Source organism: Agromyces sp. NPDC057679 (assembly GCF_042799635.1).
Classification (GTDB): domain Bacteria; phylum Actinomycetota; class Actinomycetes; order Actinomycetales; family Microbacteriaceae; genus Agromyces.
This window is the reverse complement of the sequence record NZ_JBHVIK010000001.1, coordinates 1,383,636-1,408,015: the sequence shown is the minus strand read 5'-3', so window position 1 is coordinate 1,408,015 and position 24,380 is coordinate 1,383,636. Positions and strand designations below refer to the sequence as shown.

Genomic DNA, 24,380 nt, shown 5'->3' with positions numbered 1-24,380 from the left:
CTTGTCGGATGCACTCGCGTGACGTAGACCGGAGGTGTCAGGGACACGGAGGGATGCAGGCATGAGGCGGGAGCGCAGGGAGGCGAAGCAGGCGATCGACTCGGCGCGGGTGGTCGAGGCCGAGGTGCGGCGCATGGCGAAGCGCTCGCCCGCGGGCACGCGGTCGCGGTCGCGGCTCGAGGCCGCGGTGAGGTTCGCGGAAGCCGAGATGACCGCGGCCGAAGCAGCGCGGCGCGAGGCCCCGGGTCTCGCCGCGAGACGGGCCGAGCGTGCGGCCGCGCGACTCGACCGGGCGTCGATCCGGTTCGGGCCGCGATCGGCTGCGGGAGCGACGTCGGGCCGGGGTGACCGGAAGCGCCTCGTCGGCGCCGATGCCGCGGTGCGGGCGAAGGCCCGTGCCGAGCTCGTGAAGCGCCGGCGCAAGCAGGCGGATCAGGCGCGGAAGATGGCGAAGAAGGTCGCCGCGCTCACGATCGGCCAGGTGATCGTCGTTCCGGACGACACCGACGCGCCGACTGCGGGCGAGCGGGTCAGCCGTCGGGCAGCAGCCCCGCGACGAGATCGTCGATGACCTCGTCGGTCGTCGTGCCCGGGTCGATCGGCGTCGTCAGCCGGTCGAGCATGAGGCCGTCGATGGCGTAGTGGAAGAGCGCGATCTCGCGCGCCTCGCCCGGCAGGCCCGCCGAGCGGTTGAACTCGACGTCGGCCGCGAAGCCGGCCCGCTGCCATTCGGCGAGCATCGCCGCGACCTCGGGGCGGCGGGCGCCCTCGAGGCGGAGTTCGAAGAGCGCGAGCGTCACATCGGGGTGCTCGCCGAGCCGTCGGACGATGTCGCGCACGTAGTCCGCGAAGAGGGCACGGCTCGGCGGCTGCGCGGCACGGTGCGCGAGGTCGGCGTCGGTCGGCATGAGCCGTTCGCCGATGCGCGCGACGAGGCCCGCGATGAGGGCGTCGCGGGTGCGGAAGTAGTTCGAGGTCGTGCCCGTCGGCACACCGGCCTCGTCGTCGACCGCGCGGTGGGTGAGCCCGCGGGCGCCCTCGCGGGCGAGCACGGCCAGCCCGGCGTCGGCGAGCAGTCGGCGGCGGTCGTCGTTTCGGGCCATGCCCCGAGTCTAGACAAGATCACGACACCTGTAGTAGTTTCGCAACCACGACATCAGTAGTGGATAGGAAGATGATGCGAGAACTCGTGTACTACGTGGCCGTCAGCCTCGACGGCTTCATCGCCGGACCCAACGGCGAGTACGATGCGTTCGCCGTCGAGGGCGACCACATGACCGCGATCAACGAGCGGTACTCCGACACCGTGGCGACGCACGTCGCGGAGGCCTTCGGGGTCGAGGCCGACGGGCGCATGTTCGACACCGTGCTCATGGGGTGGAACACCTACGCCGTCGGCCTGCCGTACGGCATCACGAGCCCGTACCGGCACCTCCGGCAGGTCGTGTTCTCCCGCGAGCACGCGGCCTCGGCCGAACGGGTCGAGGGCGTCGAGGTGACCGATCGCGACCCCGTCGAGTTCGTGCGCGAGCTCAAGGCGGAGGAGGGGAGTTCCATCTGGCTCTGCGGCGGCGGGGCGCTCGCCTCCGCGCTCGCCGACGAGATCGACCGCCTCGTGATCAAGCGCTACCCCGTGCTCTTCGGAGCGGGCGTTCCGCTGTTCGGGCCGCGCGAGTATGCAGCTCGCGCGTTCGAGGCCGTCGAGTCGCGCGCGTTCGAATCGGGGGTGACGCTCGGCGAGTACGCCCGCCGAGATTGAGCGACGTCCGGCCCAGCGGGCCGGCCGCCTCTGGCTCAGCTCTTGGCGCCGGTACGGGGCTTCGCGGTCGGCTTCGACGAGGTCTTCGCGGCGGCGGGCTTCGCTGCGGCGGTCTTCGTCGCAGTCGGCTTGGCGGCGGCCGGTTTGGCCGCCGCGCGCGGGGCGCGAACCGTCGTCGGTGCAGCCGAGGCGGCCTGGGCCGCGGCATCCTGCACCGGGCGCGCGATCGGCGTGAGCCGGGCGAGCTGGGTGACGTGCTGGGGGCCGAGCTCGTCGAGCGTCTGCACCTCGAGCAGCTTCATGGTGCGCACGACCTGCTTCGAGAGGATCTCGATGGCCTTGTCGACGCCCTCACGGCCACCGGCCATCAGGCCGTAGAGGTACGCGCGGCCGATGAGCGTGAAGCGGGCGCCGAGCGCGACCGAGGCGACGATGTCGGCACCCGACATGATCCCGGTGTCGAGGTGCACCTCGAGGTCGTCGCCGACCTCGCGCGCCACCTCGGGCAGCAGGTGGAAGGGGATGGGCGCGCGGTCGAGCTGGCGACCGCCGTGGTTCGAGAGCACGATGCCGTCGACGCCGCGGTTCGCGAGCTCCTTCGCGTCGGCGAGCGTCTGCACGCCCTTCACGACGATCTTGCCCGGCCACATCGCCCGGATCGTGTCGAGGTCGTTCCAGCCGATCGTCGGGTCGAACATGCCGTCGATGAGTTCGCCGACCGTGCCGCCCGTCGACTGCAGCGAGGCGAACTCGAGCTTCGGCGTGGTCAGGAAGTCGACCCACCAGGCCGGGCGGGGGAGGGCGTTGAGGACCGTGCCGGGGGTGAGCTGCGGCGGGATCGAGAAACCGTTGCGGGTGTCGCGCAGGCGAGCGCCCGCGACGGGGGTGTCGACCGTGAAGAAGAGCGTGTCGAACCCCGCGGCCGCCGCGCGGTGCACGAGCTCGTACGAGCGCTCGCGGTCGCGCATCACGTAGAGCTGGAACCAGTTGCGGCCGTTCGGGTTCGCCGCCTTCACGTCCTCGATCGAGGTGGTGCCCATCGTCGAGAGTGTGAAGGGGACGCCCGCGGCGCCCGCAGCTCCGGCACCGGCGACCTCGCCCTCGGTCTGCATCATGCGGGTGAAGCCCGTGGGCGCGATGCCGAAGGGCAGCGCCGTGGGCCCGCCGAGCACCTCGCGGCTCGTGTCGACCTCGGGCACGTTGCGGAGGATGCCGGGGTGGAACTCGATGTCCTCGAAGGCCTGGCGGGCGCGCGCGAGCGAGAGCTCGCCCTCGGCGGCGCCGTCGGTGTAGTCGAACGGCGCCTTCGGCGTGCGGCGCTTCGCGATCGTGCGGAGGTCGGCGATCGTCAGTGCGGCGTCGAGCCGGCGCCGCTTCGCGTCGAGCGTCGGCTTCTTGAAGCGCATGAGCTCGGCGAGCTCTTTCGGGTTCGGGAACTGGCGCTGGACCATCGTGGTGCTGCCTCTCGTGCTGGGGGTGTCAGTGGTGGTGGATGAAGGTCTCGGCGTAGTACCCCGAGATGTGGTCGTGGGTGCGGGCGCGTGCCGAAGAGGCATCCGCCGCCCTGATCGCGGCGACGATGCCGCGATGCTCGCCGCGGAGCCGTTGCGAGGTCGCCTGCCAGTCGTCGAGGTGCGCGAGGCCCTCGAGGGCGTAGCCCTCGATGCCGCTGCGGAGCCCGGCCATGGTGGCGGTGATCACCTGGTTGCCTGAGGCCTCGGCCAGGGCGAGGTGGAACTCGGCGTCGAGCGCGAGGAACTCGGCGGCGGTGAGGACGGGCGAGTCCATCGCGTCGAGCAGGCGGTCGGCCGCGCCGAGATCGATCGGGTCGGATGCCTCGCCGCCGAGCCGTTCGGCGAGCTCTCCCGCGACCGCGCTCTCGAGGATGAGGCGGGTGCGCACGATGTCGGCGACCGGGAACCCGCTCGCCGCGACCTGCAGCCGCATGAGGGCGCTCATGCCGCCGCCGGGCGTCGCGATGATGACGGCGCCCGCGTTCGGGCCGGAGCCCGCCTGGGTGCGGATGAGGCCGAGCACCTCGAGCACCCGCAGCGCCTCGCGCACGCTCGAGCGGCCGACGCCGAGCTCGGCCGAGAGGGCGCGTTCGCCGGGCAGGCGGTCGCCGGGGCGCAGGGCGCCGTCGAGAAGTCGCGTCTCGATGTGCTCGAGCACGGTGCGCCAGGCGCGCGTCTCGCTCATGCTCTCGCCCCTTCGCGTTCTGCGGTCGCCCATTGGCTGCCGCTGTGGTCTGACCACAGGGTAGCAGATGTGGTCAGACCACATGACGGATGCCCCGGGGGCGACCCCGGGGCATCCGTCGAAGCTGCGCGTCGCCCGTCAGGGCACGACGACCGCACGCCCGCGCAGGGTGCCGTCGTGCAGGCGGCGGTACGCCTCGGGTGCCTCGTCGAGCGTGAAGCGCTCGGTCTCGATCTTCACGAGGCCCGCTCGCGCGAGGTCGAGCACCTCGAAGAGCTCGGCGCGCGAGCCCCAGTAGGGCGAGCGCACCGTCGCGTCGTACGGGGTCATCAGCATGCCGGCCGGCAGCATGCCCGCGCCGACGCCGACGATGACCTGATCGCCCTCGACGGCGAGCATCGCGTGGCCCGCGTCGAGCGTCGGCTGGATCGCCACGAAGTCGAACACCGCCGCCGCGCCCCTTCCGCCCGTCAGCTCTTTGACCCGGGTCGCCGAGTCGGCGTCGGAGGGGAACACGTGGTGGGCCCCGACCTCGGTCGCGAGCCGCAGCTTGTCCTGGCTGACGTCGAGCGCGATCACCGTCGCGGGCGTGAGCGCGCGCAGGATCTGGATCGCGACGTGCCCGAGTCCGCCGGCGCCGATCACGACGGCGGTCGAGCCCGGCACGAGCTTCGGCAGCGACATCTTGATCGCGTGGTACGGCGTGAGCCCGGCGTCGGTGAGGGCGACGTGCTCGACCGGGTCGAGGTCGCCGAGCGGCAGCAGGAACCGGGCGTCGGGCACGACGAGGTACTCGGCCATCGCACCCGGCGCACCGAGTCCGGGCGGACGGATCTCGAGCTCGGCGGCCCGCTCGCAGTAGTTCTCCTTGCCCTGCGCGCACTGCGCGCAGCGCCCGCAGCCCCACGGCCCGTACACCGCGACGGCCTCGCCCACCTCGACGCCCGTGACGCCGTCGCCGAGCTTGTCGACGACGCCCGCGCCCTCGTGGCCCAGGGTGAGCGGCAGGCCGTAGATGTACTGCTCCTCGTTCAGCCCCATGATGAAGCTGTCGGAGTGGCACGCGCCGGCCGCGGTCACGCGGATGCGCACCTCGCCCGGGCCCGGCTCGGGCGTGTCGATCTCGACCACCTCGGGCTCCTGCCCGATGCTGCGGTACTGCAGTGCCTTCATCTCGATCCCCTTCTTCGTGATGGCCGGCGTCGCGAGCGCCGGAGTCAGTCCTTCTTCGGCCGGATCCGGACGCGCCCCCGACCCGTCTCGTCGAGTTCGACGACGCCGCCGCGCGACTTCAGGAACTCCGTGAACGAGGCGAATCCGAGGCGCCGCTCCTGGAACGACGGGTCCATGCGCATCATCTGGTTCTTCACCGCGCTCGACGACTGCCACTCCTCGTCGTTCTTCGCGTGCAGCAGCTCGATCGCCTTCTGCAGCAGGCGCCCCGGGTTGCGCGGGCTGCTGCCGACCTCGTCGGGCACGGGATCGCCCGGTGCCACGAACTGCAGCACCCGCGGCGAGAGGCGCTCGACCGGCGCGGCCGGCTCGGCGGGCTCGTCGGCCTCGACGGGTTCGCTCTTCGCGCGCCGCGAACCACGGGCACGGCCGGATGCCTCGGGCGCTTCGTCGGCCGCGGCATCCACCGTCTTCGTCGACGCCCGGCGGCGCCGGTTCGGCGCGGGCTCCGCGGGGGCGGTCGCCGCCGCCTCATCGGCGTCGTCGCCCACCTCGGCATCGGTCGCGAGCAGCGCGTCGTAGTCGGCGAACTCGTCGACCGCCGCCGTCAGCGCGCGGCTCGTGCCGCCCGCGACGCCGATGCCGACGACGTAGCGGCCGAGCCGCTTCGCCTTCTGCGCGAGCGCGACGTAGTCGGAGTCGCCGGCGACGATCACGATGTGCGAGAGGTCGTCGATGCGGAACATGTCCTCCACCGCGTCGACCGCGAGCCGGATGTCGGCGCCGTTCTTCGTCGCCGAGAGCGGGAACAGCTGCACGAGGTCGACCGCGCGGTCGATGAGCTGGCCGCGATAGCTCGCGTTCACCGGCGTCGACCAGTCGGCGTAGGCGCGGGCGATCGCGATCGTGCCGAACGTCGCGGCGAAGTCGAGCACGGCGTCGATGTCGACCGTCGCCTCCCGCAGCTTCTCGGCGGTCTTCGTGCCGGCGGACGGCGCCTTCGAGCGCGAGGTGTCCTTGCGGTACGCGAAATCGCCGTGCAACTGGTCGTAGCGCGAGATGACGATGTTGTCGAAGTCGAAGTACAGGGCCACGCGGGGTTCTGCCGAGATGGGCATGGAGACCTTCCATCGAGGGTGTGCCTCCGATGCTACGCCGCCGAGCTGTGCGAACCCGGGAGTCGGTGCGCCGGCGGCTCCGGCCGACCCGGCGTCACGCGGGGAAACACGGGAATACCGGCCTCCGCGCGTCGTTGTGGTCACTGCCGGAGGGACTCGCGTCGCCGGCGCCGACCCTGACGATCGACCCGACTGGAGCACAGATGACCGAGACCGCCACCGCCGCCGCACGCGCCCGCATCGGCGCCTCCGACCTCGAGATCGCCCCGCTCTCGCTCGGCACGAACGTCTTCGGCTGGACCGCCGACCGCGACGCGACGTTCGCCGTGCTCGACGCGTTCACCGCCGGAGGCGGCGACTTCCTCGACACCGCCGACGGCTACTCGGCCTGGGTGCCCGGCAACACGGGCGGCGACAGCGAGCGCCTCATCGGCGAGTGGATCGCGTCGCGCGGCGCGCGCGACGACGTCGTCATCGCGACGAAGGTGAGCACGCACCCCGAGTTCACGGGCCTCGCGGCGGCCAACATCCATGCGGCGGCGGATGCCTCGCTCCAGCGTCTCGGCACCGACGTCATCGACCTCTACTACGCCCACTTCGACGATGCCGAGACGCCGCTCGCGGAGACGGTCGGGGCGTTCTCCGAACTGGTCGACGCCGGCAAGGTGCGCGCGATCGGCATCTCGAACTACTCGCCCGAGCGCATCGACGAGTGGTTCCGGGTGACCGAGGAGCACGGCTTCCACCGGGCGGTCGCCCTGCAGCCGCACTACAACCTCGTCGAGCGCGACTTCGAGACGAACGGGCTGCGCGAGCGCGCCGAGCGCGAGGGGCTCGCGGTCTTCCCGTACTTCTCGCTCGCGAAGGGCTTCCTCGCGGGCAAGTACCGCACGGAGGCCGACGTCACCGCCGAGGGCGCGAGCGTGCGCGCCGGCGGTGCGGCGCCGTACCTCGGCGAGCGTGGGAACCGGGTGCTCGCGGCGCTCGACGAGATCGCGGCGGCCCACGCGGCCTCCGTGGCCGCGGTGTCGCTCGCATGGCTCCGGCAGCAGCCGAGCGTCGTGGCGCCCATCGCGAGCGCCCGCAGCGTCGAGCAGCTCGGCGACCTGCTCGCGTCGATCCGGCTCGAGCTGACCCCGGCGGAGCTCGCGGCCCTCGCCGACGCCTCCGCCTGAATCGGCGTGGCGACACGGTCCCGTGACGGGCCGCGTCGCCGCGTTCGGCACCGGGTGCCGTGCCATGATGCGGTGACGTCGCCGCTCCGGCGGCGGTGGGGAGGGCGGGCGTGAAGGCTCACTGGTGGCGGCTCGACCCGGGAGGCGCCCTCGTCGGCCTGCTCGCCGCCGCGCTCTCGATGACCCCGTCGCTGCTGCCGCGCCCGGCGCTGTTCCAGGGCGTCATCACCGCGCTCGCGTTCCTCATCGGCTACGGCGTCGGTGCGGGCGCATGGTGGCTCGTGCGCCGATTCGCGCGCTGGCGCCCGACCGCGTCGCAGCGCCGCATCGGCTGGTGGGTCTACGCGGGCGTCGCCGTGCTGCTCGCGATCGTGCTCGGCTTCGCGTCGGTCGGCTGGCAGAACGAGGTGCGCCGGACCGTCGAGCTGCCCGAGATCGACGGCTTCGACGCCCTGGTCTTCATCGTCGGCTTCGTTCCCGTCGTGCTCCTCGGCATCGCGCTCGCCCGGGCCGTGCGTCGGCTCGGCCGGCGCCTGTCGGCCCGGCTCGGGCGCGGGTGGGGCGCGACGGCCACGACGGCGATCGTCGTCGGTTCGACCGTCGCACTGGTCTCGGTCGTGATGTTCGGCCTCGATCGGCTCTACCTCGCCAACAACGGCCCGGCGGCTCCGTGGGTCACCGAGCCGATGAGCGCCTTCCGCTCGGCCGGCCCTGACTCCGAGGTCGAGTGGGACGTGGTCGGCCGGCACGGCACCGCGTTCCTCGGCGGCGGCCCGACGGCGGCCGACATCGAGGAGCTCACGGGGCGCCCCGCCCTCGACCCGGTGCGGGTCTACGTCGGCCAGGCGAACGCCCCCACCGTCGAGGAGCGCGCCGCGATCGCCGTTCGCGAGCTCGAACGCACCGGGGCGTTCGACCGCGAGGTGCTCGTCGTCGCGACGACCACCGGGTCGGGGTGGCTCGAACCGCAGGCCGTCGACGCCGTCGAGTACCTGCACGGCGGCGACACCGCGATCGTCTCGATGCAGTACGCGTACACGCCGAGCTGGGTGTCGTTCGTGTTCGACCCCGACGCGCCGGTCGCGTCATCCGTCGCCCTCTTCGACGCCGTTCGGGCGAAGTGGGACACCCTGCCCGAGGAGACCCGCCCGCAGCTCGTGGTCTACGGGCTGAGCCTCGGCGCGCACGGCACCCAGGAGGCGTTCGACGACCTCGACGAACTGCGTGCGCGTACCGAGGGAGCCCTCCTCGTCGGCAGCCCGAACGGCTCGACCATGTGGCGCACCCTCACCGAGGGCCGCGACGCCGGGAGCCCGCAGTGGCTGCCCGTCGTCGACGGCGGTGCGGAGGTGCGATGGCTCTCGACGCCCGGCGACTTCCACGCGCTCGGGCCCGACTGGCAGGCACCGCGAGTCGCCTACCTGCAGCACGCGAACGACCCGGTCACGTGGCTCGGCCTCGAACTGATCTGGGCGGAGCCCGACTGGCTGAAGCCGGGCGAGCGAGCCGACGAGGTCAGCGACTCGATGCGATGGATCCCGGCCGTGACCGCGCTGCAGGTGGTCATCGACATGTTCATGGGCGAGAGCGTGCCCGCGAGCCACGGCCACAACTACGGCGACGTCGTGCTCGACGGGTGGCAGGCGGTCACGGGCGACGGCGAGCTCGACGACGCCGCGCTCGCGCGGGTCCAGGGCGTGCTCGAGGGGTACGCGGCGGTGCAGCCGGTCGGCAGCGTGACCGAGTAGAGATCGTCGGCGACCTCAGCTGCGCAGCACGACGTTCGCCGGCTCGTCGCCCCGGAGCATCCGGTCGATCTGCTCGCGGAGGAGCCGCGCCATGCGCGGGATCATCGCCGTCGACGCCCCGCCGACGTGCGGGGAGACGAGCACGTTCGGCAGCGCGAAGAGCGGGTGGCCGTCGGGCAGCGGCTCGGGGTCGGTGACATCCAGCGCGAAGCGCAGCCGGCCCGAGCGCGCCTCGGCGAGCACTGCATCCGTGTCGGCGACTCGGCCGCGCGCGATGTTCACGACGAGGGCGCCGTCGGGGAGGGCGGCGAGGAAGCCGGCGTCGACGAGGCCCGTCGTCGCGTCGCTGAGCGGCACCCCGACGATGACGATCTCGGCCTCGGGCAGCAGCGCCGGCAGCTCGTCGACGCCGTGGATGCGCCCGCGCTCGTCGTCGCGGGCGTGCCCCGCGACCCGGGTGATCGCGACCTCGAAGGGCTCGAGCCGGGCCTCGATCGCCCGCCCGACGCCGCCGTAGCCGACGATGAGCACGCGCCGGTCGGCGAGGCTCTCGTGCCGGGCGGGGGCCCAGCGGCCTTCGCCGGCGGCGCGCACGAAGTCGGGGATGCCGCGCTGCGACGCGAGCACGAGGGCGAGCGTCAGCTCGGCCGTCGAGGTCTCGTGCACGCTCGCCGCGTTCGCGAAGGCGTGGCCGGGCGGCAGGGCGGCGGGGATGTCGTCGTAGCCGATCGACTGCGACTGCACGAGGCGGGTGGTGACGCCGGCCAGCGCCCCGAGCCGTTCGGCGGCGCCCATGTACGGCGGCACCACGATGTCGAGGTGCGCGGCCGGCGGCGGCGAGTCGAGGTTCCAGACGACGACCTCGACCCCCTCGGGCGGGTCGCCGAGGGCGTTGCGGAGGGTCGCGCCGGGAACGGAGACGAGGAGCGGGGCATCCATCCTCCGATCCTCGCAGACCGCGCCGTCGTCGCCGCCTCGGCCGAGCGAGGCGTCCGGATGGTGGCGACGGCGCAGGCCCGATCGTCTAGCCTGAGCGTGTGACCGGCAGGAGCGCGTACGACGCGGGCCTGGACGCCCTCGGCGCACGCGACTGGCAGCAGGCGGCGACGCTGCTGGAGGAGGCTGCCGCCGACGAGCCGTCGGCGGCGGTGCTCGAGGCGCTCGGCACAGCGTACTTCTGGACCGACCACGCGGCGACCATCGAGGTGCGGGAGCGGGCGTATCGCGAGTACCGCTCCGCCCGCGACCCCTACGGCGCGGCGCGGGTCGCGATCGCCCTGGCCTGGGACCACGTCAACTTCCGCAACGAGGAGTCGGTGGCCGAGGGCTGGCTGCAGCTCGCCGGCCGCGCGCTCGCCGGACGGCAGGTCGCCGCCGAGCACGGGCACCTGGCGCTCTGGGAGGCGGACTTCGCGCTGAGCGACTCGAACCTCGGCATCGCCGAGCTCAAGTCCGCCGAGGCGCTGGAGATCGGCCGGCTGCTCGACGACTCCGACATCGAGCTGCTGGCGAGGGCGCAGCAGGGGCTCGTCCGGCTGATGCGCGGTGAGATCGAGGACGGCATGCGGCTGCTCGAGGCCACCGCCGTCGCCGCGCTCACCGGCGAGATCAGCGACCCCGCCTACGCCGGGTACGCGTGCTGCTACCTGATCACCGCGTGTCAGGAGGTGCGCGACGTCGGGCGGGCCGGCGAATGGTGCGCCAAGCTCGACGAGCACTGCCGCAGCGCCGGCTACTACGCGCTGCAGCAGATCTGCCGGACCGAGTACGCGGGCGTGCTGGTCGAGCAGGGCGATTGGGATCGTGCCGACCGGGAACTGCGGGTCGCGGCCGAGATCCTGGCGGCGCGGCGGCCCCCGCTCGTCACGGTGCCGATCGTGCAGCTCGGCGAGCTGCGCCGACGCCAGGGGCGCGTCGCCGAGGCGGTCGAGCTGTTCGGCCGCGGCGAAGGGCAGCCGCTCGCGATCCTCGGGCTCGGTGCGATCGCCCTCGACGCGGGCGACGCGCAGGAGGCTCGTCGGGCCGCCGAGCGGTACCTCAGGCAGCACGATCCCGACGATCGGATCGGACGGTTCCGCGGTCTCGAACTGCTGGTGCTCGCCCTGGTCGCCGACGGCCGGAGCGAGGAGGCGGAGGCCCCGCTCCGCGAGTTGCAGGAGACGGTGGCGACGCTGCGCGACGGCGTCCTCGTCGCGGCCGCGCTCCATGCGACCGCCGTCGTGCAGTTCGCGCAGGGCGACGACGAGGCCGCCCGTCGTGCCGCCGAGGACGCCATCGTGAAGTCCGAGCGCGCGGGCGCGCCGCTCGCCGCGACCGGGTCCCGGGCGTTGCTCGAGCGGATCGACCGGGCGACCCGGGGCGAGCGCACGGACCGCGACCGGGTGATCACCGCGCGCGAGTCCGACGTGCTCCGACTCGTCGCCGAGGGGATGAGCAACGCGCAGGTCGCCGCGCGGCTCCACCTCAGCGAGCACACGGTGCACCGGCACGTCGCCAACATCATGACGAAGCTCGAGGTCGCCACCCGGGCCGCCGCGGTTGCGAAGGCCGCAGCGCGCGGACTGCTCTGAGCGAGGTGGCCCGATCGGGCCATCCCGGGGACCCGTGAATTGGCCGGTTCCGGCGAAGAGGCGGCCCGCCTGCGATTCCTAGCGTTGCAGGCATGACACTCCACACCATCGAGCTGACGGGGCGGCTGCTCACCCCGGCTCACAGCGACTACGACGCGGCGCGCGTCGTGTTCAACACGATGATCGACAAGCGGCCCGCGGTGATCGCGCAATGCGAGACCGCCGCCGATGTCGCGACGGCGATCCGGCACGCGCGGGAGCGCGACCTCGAGATCGCCGTCCGCGGCGGCGGACACTCCGTCGCCGGCAACGCCCTCACCGACGGCGGGCTCGTCGTCGACCTGCGTCGGATGAACACCGTCGCGGTCGACCCGGTCGCGAAGACCGCACGGGTCGGCGGCGGGGCCACCATGGCCCACCTCGACCGGGCGACTCAGCCGTTCGACCTCGCGACGACCGGCGGCCGGGTCTCGACCACCGGCGTCGGCGGCTTCGCACTCGGCGGCGGGTCGGGTTGGATCGACCGCAAGTTCGGGCTCGCCTGCGACAACCTCGTGTCGGTCGAACTCGTCACCGCCGACGGAACCTCCGTGACGGCGTCGGCCGACGAGCATCCTGAGCTGTTCTGGGCGCTGCACGGCGGCGGCGGCAACTTCGGCGTCGCGACGTCGATGACCTTCCGCCTCCACGACGTGCCCACCATGACGGCCGCGCTCCTCGTCTTCGACCCCGAACAGGGGGAGCAGGTGATCAGGGCGTTCCGGGATGCGATCGAGCACGGTCCCGACGAACTCGGCGGCGGCGTGCTGTACGGCACCGGCCCTGAGGAGGAGTTCGTGCCCGAGCACCTGCAGGGACGGCTCGTGCTGCTCCTCGTGGTGACCTTCGTCGGCACGGAGGAGCAGGCCCGGCCGCACCTCCGGCCGATCCTCGCCCACGACCCGGCCGGCCGGATGATCGTCGAACTGCCCTACGCCGAGCTGAACTGCATGCTCGACGACCCTCCCGACTACCGCAACTACTGGTCGGCGGAGCACCTGGCCGGCCTTCCCGACGCGGCGATCGCGGCATTCGAGTCCGCCGTCGACGGGATGATCGTCCCCTCGGCCTCCCAGCACGTGCTGTTCCCCGAGGGCGGCGCCGTCGGCCGGGCGGGCACGGAGTACCCCGTGCCGTGGCGCACGGCACCGTGGGTGGCCCACCCGTTCGCGCTCTGGTCGGATCCCGCTGACGACGACCGCGCCCGCGACTGGACGAGGGCGGTGCGGTCCGCCATGCGGCCATGGGCGACGGGGAACGTCTACCTCAACTTCATCGGCGACGAGGGACCCGACCGCACGCGAGCCGGGTACGGCGCCGCCTGGGATCGCCTCGTCGCCGTGAAGCGGGCCTTCGACCCCGACAACGTCTTCCGGCTGAACCACAACATCACGCCGTAGGAGCCCAGGGACGGCGCGGCGTCGCGCACGACGTCGGGGATGCCCCGCTGCTACCGTTGCGCGCATGGATGACGCGGCCCCGGCGACGGGCGACGCCGGGGGCGACGCTCGTCGGCACCGCCACGACCGTCACGACCGGCCCGCCGACGAGCGCGTCGACGCCCTCAAGGAGCGCGTCTACGCGACCTTCACCGGGCTCGCGATCGTGCTCGTGCAGCATGCCAACGTCGAGCACGTCGAGGCGCCCCGCGCGGTCGTGACGCTGCTCGTCGGCATCGTCGCGATCACCACGGCGGGGTTCGTCGCCGACGTCATCTCGCATCTCGCCGTGCACGCCGCCTTCCCCGACCGCGCCGAGGTCGGCCGGATGCTCCGCATCGCCGGGTCGGCGATCGCCTCCGCTGGGGTCCCGCTCGTCCTCCTCGGCCTCGCGGCGGTCGGCGTGATCCAGCTCGAGCACGCGCTGCGCGCCGCCTCGATCGTGTACGTCGCGACGCTCGGGGTCATCGGCTTCGTCGCCGTACGTCGCACGCGGATCGACTGGTGGAAGCAGGTGGTCGCGCTCGGCGCGCTCGTCACCCTCGGCCTCGGCGTCGTGGTGCTGCAGCAGCTCGCGCACGGCCACTGAGCACCTCGCGCGCCCGCTGCGTCACACGGTCGGAGGCTTCCTCAGCACTGGGTATGTTGGAAGGACGCCGCGCGCGACTGCACCACGTGGCATCCGTTCGAACCATGAAGGAGCGCGCGTGACCGCATCTCGCACTGCCATCGACGACGTCTACGCCCAGATCCTCGCCCGCAACCCGGGCGAGTTCGAGTTCCACCAGGCGGTGCGCGAGGTGTTCGGCTCGCTCGACCGCGTGCTCGAACGCAACCCGCACTACGTGCAGGCGTCGATCCTCGAGCGCATCTGCGAGCCCGAGCGGCAGATCATCTTCCGGGTGCCGTGGGTCGACGACCAGGGGCGCGTGCAGATCAACCGCGGCTTCCGGGTGCAGTTCAACTCGGCGCTCGGCCCCTACAAGGGCGGGCTGCGGTTCCACCCGAGTGTGCTGCTCGGCACCGTGAAGTTCCTCGGCTTCGAGCAGATCTTCAAGAACTCCCTCACCGGCATGCCGATCGGCGGTGGCAAGGGCGGCAGCGACTTCGACCCGAAGGGCAAGTCGGACGCGGAGGTCATGCGCTTCTGCCAGTCGTTCATGACCGAGGCGTACCGCCACCTCGGCGAGTACACGGATGTCCCGGCGGGCGACATCGGCGTCGGTGCGCGTGAGATCGGCTACCTCTTCGGCCAGTACAAGCGCATCACGAACCAGTACGAGTCGGGCGTGCTCACCGGCAAAGGCCTCACCTGGGGCGGCTCGCTCGTGCGCACCGAGGCGACCGGCTACGGCGCGGTGTACTTCACCCAGCACATGCTCGAGACGCGCGGCCGCTCGTTCGACGGGGCGCGCGTGCTCGTGTCGGGCTCGGGCAACGTCGCGATCTACGCGATCGAGAAGGTGCACGAGCTCGGCGGCGTCGTGGTCGGCGCGTCCGACTCCTCGGGCGCCGTCTACGACCCCGACGGCATCGACGTGACGCTCCTCCGCGAGGTGAAGGAGGTGCGCCGCGACCGCATCGAGCAGTACGTCGCCGAGCGGGGCGGCCGCGCCGAGTTCGTCGCAGGCGCCACCGTCTGGGATCTCGCCGATCGCGGGCCCGTGCACGTCGCGCTGCCGTGCGCGACGCAGAACGAGCTCGGCGAGACGCACGCGCGGGCGCTCGTCGCCGCGGGGGTCGTCGCGGTCGCCGAGGGCGCGAACATGCCCACCACGCCCGAGGCGATCACCGTGCTCCGCGACGCGGGCGTGCTGTTCGGCCCGGGCAAGGCGGCGAACGCCGGCGGCGTCGCGACGAGCGCGCTCGAGATGCAGCAGAACGCCTCGCGCGACTCGTGGAGCTTCGAGCACACCGAGCAGCGGCTCGCCGAGATCATGGAGTCGATCCACGAGCGCTGCGCGACGACCGCCGACGAGTACGGTGCACCGGGCGACTACGTGGTCGGCGCCAACATCGCGGGCTTCGTGCGCGCGGCCGACGCGATGCTCGCGCTCGGCGTGATCTGAGGCGTGACGCCCGTGCTCGTCTGAGGCATGGCCGACCCCTCGGGGTCGGCTAGCCTCGCTTGGTGCGGATCGCAGTCGTCGGGAGCGTGCTGGTCGCGCTCGGAATCATCGCGGTGGCGGGCGGTGTGCTCCCGATCGAGGCGGTCGGCGCGCTCGCGGCGCGGTCGGCGCCCATCCTGGGCTTCGTCGTCGCGATGACGATCGTCGCCGAACTGGCCGCCGAGGCCGGGGTCTTCCGGTCGATCGCCCAGCAGCTTGCCCGCTTCGCCCGGGGTCGCGCGATGGCGCTGTGGCTGCTCGTCGTCGCCCTGGCGACGGCGTCGACGGTGTTCCTCTCGCTCGACACGACCGCGGTCCTGCTCACGCCGGTCGTCGTGTCGGTCGCCGCCCACGCCCGCATCTCGCCGATCCCCTTCGCCCTGACGACGGTCTGGCTCGCGAACACCGCCTCGCTCCTGCTTCCCGTCTCCAACCTCACGAACCTGCTCGCGGCCGAGCGGCTCGGCGCGCACCCGGTCGAGTTCGCGGCGGTCATGTGGGCGCCGGCCGTGGTCGGCGTGCTCGTGCCCGTCGCCTTCCTGCTGGCGACGCGGTGGCGACAGCTCGGCGCCCGGTTCGAGCCCGACGAGGCCGTGCCGGCCGAGGACCGGGTCCTCCTCGTGATCGGGTCGGCCGTGCTCGTCCTGCTCGTGCCGCTCCTCGTGTCGGGGATCGAGGTGTGGATTCCCGCGACGGCCGGCGCGGCGGTGCTGTTCGTCGCCTTCCTCGTGCGCCGCCCCTCGGTGCTCCGACCGGCGCTCGTGCCGTGGCAGCTGGTCGTGTTCGTCGCCGGGCTCTTCCTGGTCATGGAGACCGCCCACGAACTCCGCCTGACCGAGGTCCTCGCGTCGATCGCCGGTGAGGGGGAGGACCCGCTCGAGCTCCTGCGGTTGGCCGGCGTCGCCGCGGTCAGCGCCAACGCGTTCGACAACCTCCCCGCGTATCTCGCCCTCGAACCGTTCGCGTCGAGCCCGCTGCGGACCGCCGCCCTGCTCATCGGGGTCAACGCCGGCGCCCTCGTCACCCCGTGGGCGTCGCTCGCGACCCTCCTCTGGCATCATCGGCTCGTCTCGATGGGGGTGCAGATCTCGTGGCCGAAGTTCGCCGCGCTCGGGCTCGCCGTCGCGCCGGTGACCGTTGCGGGCGCGGTGTTCGCGCTCGCGGCGCTCGGCTGACGAAATCGTGACGATCGCGCGTCCGCACGGGGCGGAAGGTGCGAGGATGAGCGCCGTGACCAGTGCATCGCCCAGTGACGTCGGCCCGCTCGAGTTCCCCCCTGGCTTCGTGATCGGCTCGGCGACCGCCTCGTACCAGATCGAAGGCGCGGCCGACGAAGACGGCCGCACGCCCTCGATCTGGGACACGTTCAGCCGCACACCCGGCCGCACCTGGAACGGCGACACCGGCGACGTCGCCTGCGACCACTACCACCGGCTCGAGTCCGACCTCGACCTCATGGCCTCGCTCGGCCTCGAGGCATACCGATTCTCGCTCTCGTGGTCGCGGCTGCTGCCGTGCGCCGGCGATCGGCCGAACCCCGCAGGCGTCGACTTCTACTCGCGCCTCGTCGACGGGCTCCTCGCCCGTGGCATCCGCCCCATCGCGACGCTCTACCACTGGGACCTGCCGCAGGAGCTCGAGGACGCCGGCGGCTGGACGAACCGCGACACCGCGCTGCGCTTCGCCGACTACGCGGGGCACGCCGTCGACGCGCTCGGCGACCGGGTGCACACCTGGACCACGCTCAACGAGCCGTGGTGCTCGGCCTACCTCGGCTACGGGTCGGGCGCCCATGCGCCGGGCCGCACCGACGGTGCCGCCGCGCTCGCCGCGGTGCACCACCTGAACCTCGCGCACGGGCTCGCGGTGCCCGAGATCCGGCGGCATGCGACGAACACTCCGGATGTCTCGGCGACGCTGAACTTCCACGTCATCCGCGGCGGCGACGCCGAGGCGACCCGCCGCATCGACGCGCTCGCGAACCGGGCGTTCACGAGCCCGATGCTGCTCGGTCGCTACGACGACGACCTCATCGCCGACACGGCCGGAGTCACCGACTGGTCGTTCGTGCGCGACGGCGACCTCGAACTCGTGCACCGGCCGATCGACGTGCTCGGCGTCAACTACTACTCGACCGTGACCGTCGCGATGTGGGACGGCGTGAGCGAGCGCAGCCGAAACGACGGCCACAAGGACGTCGGCGGCACGCCGTGGCCCGGCAGCGAGCACGTGGAGTTCCTGCCCCAGGCCGGGCCCTACACCGACATGGGGTGGAACATCGCCCCCGACGGGCTCGAAGAGCTGCTCGTCTCGCTCGCCGAGCAGTTCCCCGGGCAGCCGCTCATGATCACCGAGAACGGCGCGGCGTTCGCCGACGTGGTGACGCCGGCGCCCGACGGCCCCCGCGTGCACGACGTCGAGCGCGTCGACTACCTGCGCCGGCACTTCGCCGCGGCTCGCCGGGCGATGGACCGCGGGGTCGACCTTCGCGGCTACCTCGTCTGGTCGCTGCTCGACAACTTCGAGTGGGGCTACGGCTACTCGAAGCGATTCGGCATCGTGCGGGTCGACTACGACACGCAGGAGCGCCTCGTGAAGGACAGCGGGCGCTGGCTGGCGGAGCTGCTCGCCTCGCGCTCGGAGGCACGGCGGGGCTGAGCGCGGGCTGCGGTCCAGCGGCGCCACGCCGTCGATCGAGGTCCGGCGCGTGGTGAGGCGTCGCGGGCTCAGCCCTTGGCGGCGGAGGGCACCCGCAGGGCCTCCGTCGTGACGATCGGCGTCGCCTCGGTCGGCACCTGCAGCGCCTCGGTCGGCACCGCGATGGCCGAGGTCGGGACGACGGCGATCGCGGCGGTCGGCGGGGCGTCGAAGCGTACGGCGGGCGCCCAGCGACGTTCGGGATGCCTCGCGAGCCGCATGCCTCGCGACATGACGAGCCAGACCACGCCGATGAGCGCGGCCACTCCCGCGGCGATCGCGGCGACGCCGAGACTCCAGCGCGGACCCCAGCTGTTCGCGACCGCGCCGACGATCGGCGCGCCGATCGGGGTGCCGCCCGACAGGATGGCGAAGTACAGCGCGAGCACGCGCCCCCGCAGCGCCGGGTCGGTCGTCGTCTGCACGTAGCCGTTCGCCGTGGTCAGCATGGTGACCGCGGCGAAGCCGATCAGCACCGTCGACGCGGCGAAGAGCACGAACGTCGGCATCACGGCCGAGATCGCCGCGGCGAGGCCGAAGCCGGCGGCGGCGAGGATCACGACGCGCAGGCGGGCGCGCTCACGGCGGGCGGCGAGCAGGGCGCCCGCAAGCGAGCCGATCGCGAGGATCGAGTTGAGCAGGCCGTACTCGCCGGCCCCGCGCCCGAACTCGACCGCCATCGTCGAGGAGAAGATCGGGAAGTTCATGCCGAACGCGCCCACGAGGAACACGATGACGAAGACCACGACGAGGTCGGGCCTGCTCCACACGTAGCGGAACCCCGCGACGAAGGCGCCGCGTTCGCGGCTCGCCCGGGGCATCCGCTTGAGCTTCTTGCCCTTGAGCATCGCGAGGGCGCCGAGCACCGCGAGGAAGGTGACGGCGTTGATGATGAAGACCCAGCCCGAGCCGACGAGCACGATGAGCACCCCGGCGACGGCGGGGCCGATGAGGCGCGCGGTGTTGAACGAGGCCGAGTTGAGCGCGACCGCGTTCGACATGTCGGAGCTCGAGACGAGGTCGGTGACGAAGGTCTGTCGCGCCGGGTTGTCGATCGCGTTCACGATGCCGAGCAGGCCGGCGAAGACGTAGAGGTGCCAGAGCTCGGCGTGCCCGAAGATGAGCAGCAGGCCGAGGGCGAGGCCGAGCAGCATGAGCGCCGTCTGGGTGCACATGAGGATCTTGCGGCGGTCGAAGCGGTCGGCGATGAGGCCCGTGATCGGCACGAGCAGGAGCTGCGGGGCGAACTGCAGGGCCATCGTGACGCCCACGGCGAGGGCGTCGTTGGCGGTGAGCTCGGTGAGGACGACCCAGTTCTGGGCGGTGGCCTGCATCCAGGCGCCCACGTTCGAGACGAGGGCGCCGATGAACCAGATTCGGTAGTTGACGTGGCTGAGGGAACGGAACATGGCACTCACTGGTCGAGGAGCCTCCCGAGGATCGTGGTGGCGCGAGCGAGGACCTCGCGGTCGGCGGGGTCGAGGGCGGCGTACCGCTTCGCGATCCACGCGTCGCGGCGCTTGCGGGTCTCGCGGACGACGACGTCGCCCGCTTCGGTCACCTCGACGAGCACCTTGCGGCGGTCGTCGTCGTCGGTGCGGCGCGTGACGTAGCCGGCGTCGACGAGGCAGTTGACCGTGCGGTTCATGCTCGGCGCGGTCACCCGCTCGAGCTCGGCGAGGCGGCCGATCGTGAGCGGCCCCTCGCTGTGGATCCACCCGAGGGTCGAGAACTGCGAGGCGCTGATCTCGGTGTCGCTGCGCTGCTGGCGCAGGCGCCGCGAGAGGCGCATCACCGCGATGCGGAGTTCGGTCGACTGCTCGGCCAGGGTCAGGCGTCGAGAGGATGCCACGGGGTTGGGTCGCGTGATCGCGGCAGTGTTCGTGGCATCCGTCATGATCCTTAGTCTAACAAATTAGTGTGGCTAAGTATTTCAGGGAGCGATGCCGCGAGATCCTCCCGCGGATTCGACGGCGCGAGGAAGATTCCGCACTCCGCCCGCGTTGGAGTCGGGCATGGGTTGGAATGATGACGTCATCGAGCAGTTCCGCAGCACCAAGGGCACCGAGAACCACTGGGGGCCGAAGTTGGTGATCCTGCACTCCATCGGCGCCAAGTCGGGCGAGACGCGCCTGAATCCCGTCGTCGGCTTCCGCAACGACCAGGGATGGCGCGTGGTGGCATCCAAGGGGGGCACGCCCGAGAACCCCGCTTGGTACCACAACCTGCGCGCGAACCCGACGTTCGAGCTCGAGGCGCTCGTCGACGGCGAGGTCGTCGTCCAGACGGTGACCGCGACCGAGATCCCCGAAGACGAGTGGCGCGAGGCGTACGACGCGATCGTGTCCGAGGAGCCGCAGTTCGGCGGCTACCTCGAGAAGACCGACCGTCGGATCCCGGTGCTGCAGCTCACGCCCAGCGTGAGTTGATCGGCACCGGACCGAACACGCGGATGCCCCGGCGAGTCGCACTCGCCGGGGCATCCGTTCATCGCGACCTCAGTCGCAGGTGAACTTCGCGTCGCCCCACACGCCGTGGGCGCCGTTGATGCTGCCGGGCGCCTCGACGATCAGGTCGACGTACTGCACGCCGTCGAGATCGACGCTCACCTTCTCGGGCGCGAACCCGGGGGTGAAGGTGCGCGACTGGTAGCGGTTGTCGCCGTCGGCGTCGACCTTGAAGATGACGTTGCCGGCGAACTTCGCCTCGAGCCCGACCTCCGCGGTGAAGGCGCTGCACGCCCCGCCCACGTAGTACGTGATCTTCGAGAGTGCGTGCACCCCGAGTCCCTTCGCGTACGTCGGGTTCTGCCCCGTGGCCGGGTCGGTGTAATTGATCGCGAGCGGCACGTCGGGCGAGTTCGCGGCGTCCTTGTTCGCCACGTTCTTGCCGATGACGCCCCAGCCGTTCGAGGCGCTCAGCCACGGCAGCTCGGAGGCGAAGACCGTGCCCGACGGCGGCGTCGGCAGCGGCTGGTCGACGACCTTCCAGTCGAAGATCTTCATCCGCGACTCGGTCGGCAGCACGACGTAGGCGAGCTCCTTCGACGGGTTCAGCCGCAGCACGTTCGAGTACACCTGGTACTTGCCCGTCGGGTACTCGTACACGTTCGGGTTCGTCGCGCTGTTGCGCCCGAGCGAGGTGATCGCGACCGACGACCCCTGCAGGCCGGAGGCCTGCAGCAGCCAGTTCGGGAAGTACACGCTCTGCTTCGCGACGCTGCCGTCGGCGTAGTGCAGCTCGAGCTCGGGGTTCACCCCGCCGCCCGTCGCCGCGGACGCGAGCACCGCGAGGTGCGTGCCCTTGCCCGAGAGCGCGATCGTCTGCCCCGCCGGCGAGACCGAGTCGGCCGCCCCCGAGGGTGCGGGCCACGTGTACTCGATCGCCGCGTCGCCCGTGCCGACGGTGACCGTCGAGCCCGGCGTGACGCCCGCGCGGGCGAGCGCCTCGGCCGAGAAGCTCGCGCCGCCGCCGTCGAAGTTCGCCGCCTTCGCCGTCGCGATCTCGCTGATCGCGTCGGCGTTGTAGGCGCCCGCGAGGGAGCCGTAGGCGACGTAGAGCTGGTTCGCTCCCGACACCGTGTTCGGCTGGCCCTTCGAGGTGTACGACGCCTCGACGGCGACCGTCTGCAGGTCGGCGGCCGCGGCATCCGTGACCTCGAAGACGAACTCGGCGCTCGCCGTGCCGCCCTTCTTCACGGTGCCCGCCTGCTCACCGCTCGCGGAGACGAGGCTCCAGCCCTCGGGCGCGACGGGCGTCAGCACGACGTCGTCCTTCGCCTTCGTGCCCGTGTTGGTGAAGGTCGCGGTGACGGTGGTCTCGTCGCCCTGGAAGACGCGGTCGACGAGGTCGACGGCCACGGATGCCGCGGTGGCGTCGGCATCCTGTCCGCCCACGCCGCTCGTGTCGGTGAGGGTCAGTCGCACCGACTCGTTCGAGTCGATCGCACCCGTCGAGACCACGACGACCCCGCCAGCCTGCTCGGGGAGGAACGCCCAGCCGGGCGCCTCGTCGAGCTCCGCGACGTCGTCGACGCGCGGCAGCGTGCGGTTGCCGAGCTTCACGTTCTTGGGCTCGGAACCGGTGTGCGCCTCGACGCGGTACGGCCGCGACTCGGCCTTGCCGTCGTAGTCGCCCTCGCGCTCGCCGATCTCGATGCGCACGGTGCCCTTCTTGCCGGCCTTCGGCGCGTCGACCGTGAATCGCTGCACGCTCGACTCGCCGTCGGCGTAGGCGCGGGTCACCTGGTCGTCCTCGTAGAGCGCGAACTCGCTCTCGTCCTGCGGGTAGACCGACAGGGTGATCGGCGAGTCCTCGGGCACGAGCGAGGCGTTGCGGGCGACGACGCCCTGCGGCACGACGGCACCGGCGCGCACGAAGATCGGCAGCTTGTCGAGCGGTGCGGGGTGGCCGTTGAGCACCTGGCCGCCCTCGTAGAGCTTGCCCGTCCAGTAGTCGACCCACTGCTCGCCGTCGGGCAGGTAGATGCCGTTGCGCACGGTCGTCTTCGTGAACACCGGGGCGACGAGGTAGTCGCCGCCGAGCAGGAACTCGTTGTTCGCCTCGACGCTGTACGAGCCCGCGTCCTTCGGGAACTCGAGCGCGAGCGAGCGCATCATCGGCAGGCCGCTCTCGTGCGACTCGGCCGCGAGCGAGTAGATGTACGGCATGAGCTGCTGGCGCAGCTGCAGGTACGAGCGGTTGATCTCGGTCGCCTGGTCGCCGTAGAGCCACGGCCGCTTGTCGACCGAGGCCCAGCCGCTCATCGAGTAGAGCGCGGGGGCGAAGGCCTTCCACTGCAGGTCGCGCACGTAGCTCTCGGCGGAACCGCCGAAGATGCCGTCGACGTCACCCGTGGTGAAGGGCATGCCCGAGTTGCCGGCGCCGGTGAGCGCCGAGACCTGCCAGCGCACGGCGTCGAGATTGCCCGTGTGGTCGCCCGTCCACTGCATGCCGCAGCGCTGCGAGCCCGCCCAGCCCTCGACCATGAGCGAGGTGCCGCGGGCGTCGGAGTACTGCTCGATGCCGCTGTGCGCGGCCTCGCAGCCGGTGAGCGCGAGGCGGTAGCCGGCGCCGACCCACGCGACGTCGAGCTTGCGCAGGCGAACGCCGGCCTCGCCGACCTCGTACTCCTGCTGGGTCAGCGAGCGCTGGGTCCAGAGGCCGGTCTTGAGGCCGGTCTCCTCCTCGATCGCGTCGACCGTCTCGGGCAGCTCCTGGTACTCGCAGCCGTAGCCGTCGTTCACGAGCATCCAGCCCGCGGGCATGTCGTTCTTGACGAAGTCCTTCGCGATCTCGAGCGCCTGCGGGGTCTTCAGCTTCGCCGGGTCCTTCGATCCCGAGTAGGTGGGGCTCGACCGGTTGTAGCAGTCGGCGTCGCCGTATTCGAGGGCGTAGACGGGCGGCATCATCGGCCGGCCGGTGAGCTTCGTGTACCCGTCGAGCGCGTCGGTGTAGTCGCCGACGAAGTAGTAGGCGTCGAAGCGCTGCTCGGCGTGGGTCGTCGTGTGTCCGGCGAAGTCGTAGCTGCCCGCCGCGAAGGTGTTGCGCAGCACGCCGTAGCCGTTGGACGACATGTAGTAGGGCACCGCGTTCGGGTAGCCCTCGTCGTCCCAGTCGTAGCTGCGGGCGACGTTGATGGTCGCGCCGGTGTGGATCGACCGCCCGTTCTGCATGCCGCCGCCGAGGAACTGCTCGCCGTCGACCGCGGCCAGGTGCTGCGTGGTCGACGAGCCGCCGAAGGTCAGCGGCTCGGACTCGGCCCACACGAGCGAGCCGTCGGCGCGCGTCAGCGTCGCGGCGCCGGTCGCGCGGTCGATCTCGAGCGAGACCTGCTCGGTCGAGACGGTGATCGAGTCGCCCTCGGCGACCTCCACGGATGCCCCGTCGAAATCGTCGGTGCCGACGACGATGTTCGCCGTGCGCGCCGGGTCGTTCTGCGGGGTGTTCGCCGGGTCGGTGAACTCGCCGGTCGGGGTCGCCTCGAGGCGGAGGGTGCGCTCGTCGAGGAAGGTGGCGCGGATGGCGCCGTGCTCGGCCTCGAGTGTGACGCTCGCGCCGTCCTTCGTGACGTCGGTTACGGCGCCGAGGGACTCGCCCGTGTCGTCGACGGGGACCTCGGGGTTCACCTTCTTCGGGGTGATCGGGGTGGGTTCGGACGAGGCGGCCGCGGCCGGCTCGGGCGTGGCGCCGACCGTGAAGGCGACGGCGCTGAGTCCGGTCATCGCGACGAGCGCCGCGAGGCCGAGGGCGGTCGTGCGCCGCGGTCGACCCGCGGCGCGTGTTCCAGGTTGCTGCATCGTTGCTCGCATTCTCGGAAATGATGGTTTATGACGTTTTGACGCACTAAACGTTC

General features: G+C 72.0%; 20 protein-coding genes. 11 read left to right on the top strand and 9 right to left on the bottom strand.

Annotated features, from left to right (window positions below):
• Nucleotides 1-61: 61 nt before the first annotated feature.
• Nucleotides 62-571 (top strand): hypothetical protein, encoded by a 510-nt coding sequence (locus ACFVAJ_RS06320; protein WP_376942196.1) that lies wholly within the window; start codon nucleotides 62-64, stop codon nucleotides 569-571.
• Here the strand turns inward: ACFVAJ_RS06320 and ACFVAJ_RS06315 are convergent.
• On the bottom strand, nucleotides 531-1,103 hold the full coding sequence (locus ACFVAJ_RS06315; protein WP_376942194.1) for a TetR/AcrR family transcriptional regulator: 573 nt from the start codon (nucleotides 1,101-1,103) through the stop codon (nucleotides 531-533). The genes ACFVAJ_RS06320 and ACFVAJ_RS06315 overlap by 41 nt on opposite strands.
• A 71-nt stretch (nucleotides 1,104-1,174) precedes the next feature.
• Between ACFVAJ_RS06315 and ACFVAJ_RS06310 the strand changes: the two genes are divergently transcribed.
• On the top strand, nucleotides 1,175-1,759 hold the full coding sequence (locus ACFVAJ_RS06310) for a dihydrofolate reductase family protein (protein ID WP_376942192.1): 585 nt from the start codon (nucleotides 1,175-1,177) through the stop codon (nucleotides 1,757-1,759).
• A 35-nt stretch (nucleotides 1,760-1,794) separates the two neighbouring features.
• Here the strand turns inward: ACFVAJ_RS06310 and ACFVAJ_RS06305 are convergent, their stop codons facing one another.
• From ACFVAJ_RS06305 to ACFVAJ_RS06290, 4 genes are all read right to left on the bottom strand, one after another.
• Nucleotides 1,795-3,210 (bottom strand): alpha-hydroxy-acid oxidizing protein, encoded by a 1,416-nt coding sequence (locus ACFVAJ_RS06305; RefSeq protein ID WP_376942190.1) that lies wholly within the window; start codon nucleotides 3,208-3,210, stop codon nucleotides 1,795-1,797.
• Nucleotides 3,211-3,238: 28 nt separating this feature from the next.
• Nucleotides 3,239-3,958, bottom strand: a complete 720-nt coding sequence (locus ACFVAJ_RS06300; protein WP_376942188.1) for a FadR/GntR family transcriptional regulator — start codon at nucleotides 3,956-3,958, stop codon at nucleotides 3,239-3,241.
• Between the two features lie 138 nt (nucleotides 3,959-4,096).
• The gene (locus ACFVAJ_RS06295; RefSeq protein ID WP_376942186.1) at nucleotides 4,097-5,131 is read right to left on the bottom strand and encodes an NAD(P)-dependent alcohol dehydrogenase; all 1,035 of its coding nucleotides are present in this window, start codon (nucleotides 5,129-5,131) and stop codon (nucleotides 4,097-4,099) included.
• A 44-nt stretch (nucleotides 5,132-5,175) separates the two neighbouring features.
• Nucleotides 5,176-6,249 (bottom strand): NYN domain-containing protein, encoded by a 1,074-nt coding sequence (locus ACFVAJ_RS06290; protein ID WP_376942184.1) that lies wholly within the window; start codon nucleotides 6,247-6,249, stop codon nucleotides 5,176-5,178.
• Between the two features lie 203 nt (nucleotides 6,250-6,452).
• On the opposite strand from ACFVAJ_RS06290, the gene ACFVAJ_RS06285 reads away from it, so the two are divergent.
• Together ACFVAJ_RS06285 and ACFVAJ_RS06280 are read left to right on the top strand one after the other, a co-directional pair.
• Nucleotides 6,453-7,424: an aldo/keto reductase gene (locus ACFVAJ_RS06285; protein ID WP_376942182.1), complete on the top strand. Its 972-nt coding sequence runs from the start codon at nucleotides 6,453-6,455 to the stop codon at nucleotides 7,422-7,424.
• Between the two features lie 110 nt (nucleotides 7,425-7,534).
• Nucleotides 7,535-9,172, top strand: coding sequence for an alpha/beta hydrolase (locus tag ACFVAJ_RS06280; protein WP_376942180.1), 1,638 nt, complete (start codon nucleotides 7,535-7,537; stop codon nucleotides 9,170-9,172).
• A gap of 15 nt (nucleotides 9,173-9,187) precedes the next feature.
• Here the strand turns inward: ACFVAJ_RS06280 and ACFVAJ_RS06275 are convergent, their stop codons facing one another.
• Nucleotides 9,188-10,111, bottom strand: coding sequence for a 2-hydroxyacid dehydrogenase (locus tag ACFVAJ_RS06275; protein ID WP_376942178.1), 924 nt, complete (start codon nucleotides 10,109-10,111; stop codon nucleotides 9,188-9,190).
• A 98-nt stretch (nucleotides 10,112-10,209) separates the two neighbouring features.
• Here ACFVAJ_RS06275 and ACFVAJ_RS06270 point away from each other — a divergent pair, with 98 nt between their 5' ends.
• From ACFVAJ_RS06270 to ACFVAJ_RS06245, 6 genes are all read left to right on the top strand, one after another.
• Nucleotides 10,210-11,742 carry a LuxR C-terminal-related transcriptional regulator gene (locus tag ACFVAJ_RS06270; protein ID WP_376942176.1) on the top strand — a complete coding sequence of 511 codons (1,533 nt, stop codon included), beginning with the start codon at nucleotides 10,210-10,212 and terminating at the stop codon, nucleotides 11,740-11,742.
• Nucleotides 11,743-11,834: 92 nt separating this feature from the next.
• Nucleotides 11,835-13,181, top strand: coding sequence for an FAD-binding oxidoreductase (locus tag ACFVAJ_RS06265; protein WP_376942174.1), 1,347 nt, complete (start codon nucleotides 11,835-11,837; stop codon nucleotides 13,179-13,181).
• A 64-nt stretch (nucleotides 13,182-13,245) separates the two neighbouring features.
• Nucleotides 13,246-13,809 carry a hypothetical protein gene (locus ACFVAJ_RS06260; protein ID WP_376942172.1) on the top strand — a complete coding sequence of 188 codons (564 nt, stop codon included), beginning with the start codon at nucleotides 13,246-13,248 and terminating at the stop codon, nucleotides 13,807-13,809.
• A gap of 118 nt (nucleotides 13,810-13,927) precedes the next feature.
• On the top strand, nucleotides 13,928-15,289 hold the full coding sequence (gene gdhA / locus ACFVAJ_RS06255; RefSeq protein ID WP_376942170.1) for an NADP-specific glutamate dehydrogenase: 1,362 nt from the start codon (nucleotides 13,928-13,930) through the stop codon (nucleotides 15,287-15,289).
• 62 nt (nucleotides 15,290-15,351) lie between these two features.
• Complete coding sequence (locus ACFVAJ_RS06250) at nucleotides 15,352-16,503, top strand: SLC13 family permease (protein ID WP_376942168.1); 1,152 nt, start codon at nucleotides 15,352-15,354, stop codon at nucleotides 16,501-16,503.
• A gap of 46 nt (nucleotides 16,504-16,549) precedes the next feature.
• Complete coding sequence (locus ACFVAJ_RS06245) at nucleotides 16,550-17,986, top strand: GH1 family beta-glucosidase (RefSeq protein WP_376942166.1); 1,437 nt, start codon at nucleotides 16,550-16,552, stop codon at nucleotides 17,984-17,986.
• A 68-nt stretch (nucleotides 17,987-18,054) separates the two neighbouring features.
• Here ACFVAJ_RS06245 and ACFVAJ_RS06240 read toward each other — a convergent pair whose 3' ends face one another.
• Together ACFVAJ_RS06240 and ACFVAJ_RS06235 are read right to left on the bottom strand one after the other, a co-directional pair.
• Nucleotides 18,055-19,434 carry an MFS transporter gene (locus ACFVAJ_RS06240; protein WP_376942164.1) on the bottom strand — a complete coding sequence of 460 codons (1,380 nt, stop codon included), beginning with the start codon at nucleotides 19,432-19,434 and terminating at the stop codon, nucleotides 18,055-18,057.
• A gap of 5 nt (nucleotides 19,435-19,439) precedes the next feature.
• Nucleotides 19,440-19,922 carry a MarR family winged helix-turn-helix transcriptional regulator gene (locus ACFVAJ_RS06235; protein ID WP_376942162.1) on the bottom strand — a complete coding sequence of 161 codons (483 nt, stop codon included), beginning with the start codon at nucleotides 19,920-19,922 and terminating at the stop codon, nucleotides 19,440-19,442.
• 118 nt (nucleotides 19,923-20,040) lie between these two features.
• Between ACFVAJ_RS06235 and ACFVAJ_RS06230 the strand changes: the two genes are divergently transcribed.
• Nucleotides 20,041-20,454 (top strand): nitroreductase/quinone reductase family protein, encoded by a 414-nt coding sequence (locus ACFVAJ_RS06230; RefSeq protein WP_376942160.1) that lies wholly within the window; start codon nucleotides 20,041-20,043, stop codon nucleotides 20,452-20,454.
• Nucleotides 20,455-20,523: 69 nt separating this feature from the next.
• On the opposite strand, the gene ACFVAJ_RS06225 is transcribed toward ACFVAJ_RS06230, so the two are convergent.
• Complete coding sequence (locus tag ACFVAJ_RS06225; RefSeq protein ID WP_376942158.1) at nucleotides 20,524-24,324, bottom strand: NPCBM/NEW2 domain-containing protein; 3,801 nt, start codon at nucleotides 24,322-24,324, stop codon at nucleotides 20,524-20,526.
• Nucleotides 24,325-24,380 lie beyond the last annotated feature (56 nt).

Bases quoted from the DNA above. Each gene is read 5' to 3' on its own strand.
- ACFVAJ_RS06240 (WP_376942164.1), bottom strand. From the start codon at position 19,434: ATGTTCCGTTCCCTCAGCCACGTCAACTACCGAATCTGGTTCATCGGC.
- ACFVAJ_RS06300 (WP_376942188.1), bottom strand. From the start codon at position 3,958: ATGAGCGAGACGCGCGCCTGGCGCACCGTGCTCGAGCACATCGAGACG.
- ACFVAJ_RS06260 (WP_376942172.1), top strand. From the start codon at position 13,246: ATGGATGACGCGGCCCCGGCGACGGGCGACGCCGGGGGCGACGCTCGT.
- ACFVAJ_RS06225 (WP_376942158.1), bottom strand. From the start codon at position 24,324: ATGCAGCAACCTGGAACACGCGCCGCGGGTCGACCGCGGCGCACGACC.
- ACFVAJ_RS06290 (WP_376942184.1), bottom strand. From the start codon at position 6,249: ATGCCCATCTCGGCAGAACCCCGCGTGGCCCTGTACTTCGACTTCGAC.
- ACFVAJ_RS06230 (WP_376942160.1), top strand. From the start codon at position 20,041: ATGGGTTGGAATGATGACGTCATCGAGCAGTTCCGCAGCACCAAGGGC.
- ACFVAJ_RS06310 (WP_376942192.1), top strand. From the start codon at position 1,175: ATGATGCGAGAACTCGTGTACTACGTGGCCGTCAGCCTCGACGGCTTC.
- ACFVAJ_RS06235 (WP_376942162.1), bottom strand. From the start codon at position 19,922: ATGACGGATGCCACGAACACTGCCGCGATCACGCGACCCAACCCCGTG.
- ACFVAJ_RS06285 (WP_376942182.1), top strand. From the start codon at position 6,453: ATGACCGAGACCGCCACCGCCGCCGCACGCGCCCGCATCGGCGCCTCC.
- ACFVAJ_RS06275 (WP_376942178.1), bottom strand. From the start codon at position 10,111: ATGGATGCCCCGCTCCTCGTCTCCGTTCCCGGCGCGACCCTCCGCAAC.
- ACFVAJ_RS06320 (WP_376942196.1), top strand. From the start codon at position 62: ATGAGGCGGGAGCGCAGGGAGGCGAAGCAGGCGATCGACTCGGCGCGG.
- ACFVAJ_RS06265 (WP_376942174.1), top strand. From the start codon at position 11,835: ATGACACTCCACACCATCGAGCTGACGGGGCGGCTGCTCACCCCGGCT.
- ACFVAJ_RS06245 (WP_376942166.1), top strand. From the start codon at position 16,550: ATGAGCGCCGTGACCAGTGCATCGCCCAGTGACGTCGGCCCGCTCGAG.
- ACFVAJ_RS06315 (WP_376942194.1), bottom strand. From the start codon at position 1,103: ATGGCCCGAAACGACGACCGCCGCCGACTGCTCGCCGACGCCGGGCTG.
- ACFVAJ_RS06305 (WP_376942190.1), bottom strand. From the start codon at position 3,210: ATGGTCCAGCGCCAGTTCCCGAACCCGAAAGAGCTCGCCGAGCTCATG.
- ACFVAJ_RS06295 (WP_376942186.1), bottom strand. From the start codon at position 5,131: ATGAAGGCACTGCAGTACCGCAGCATCGGGCAGGAGCCCGAGGTGGTC.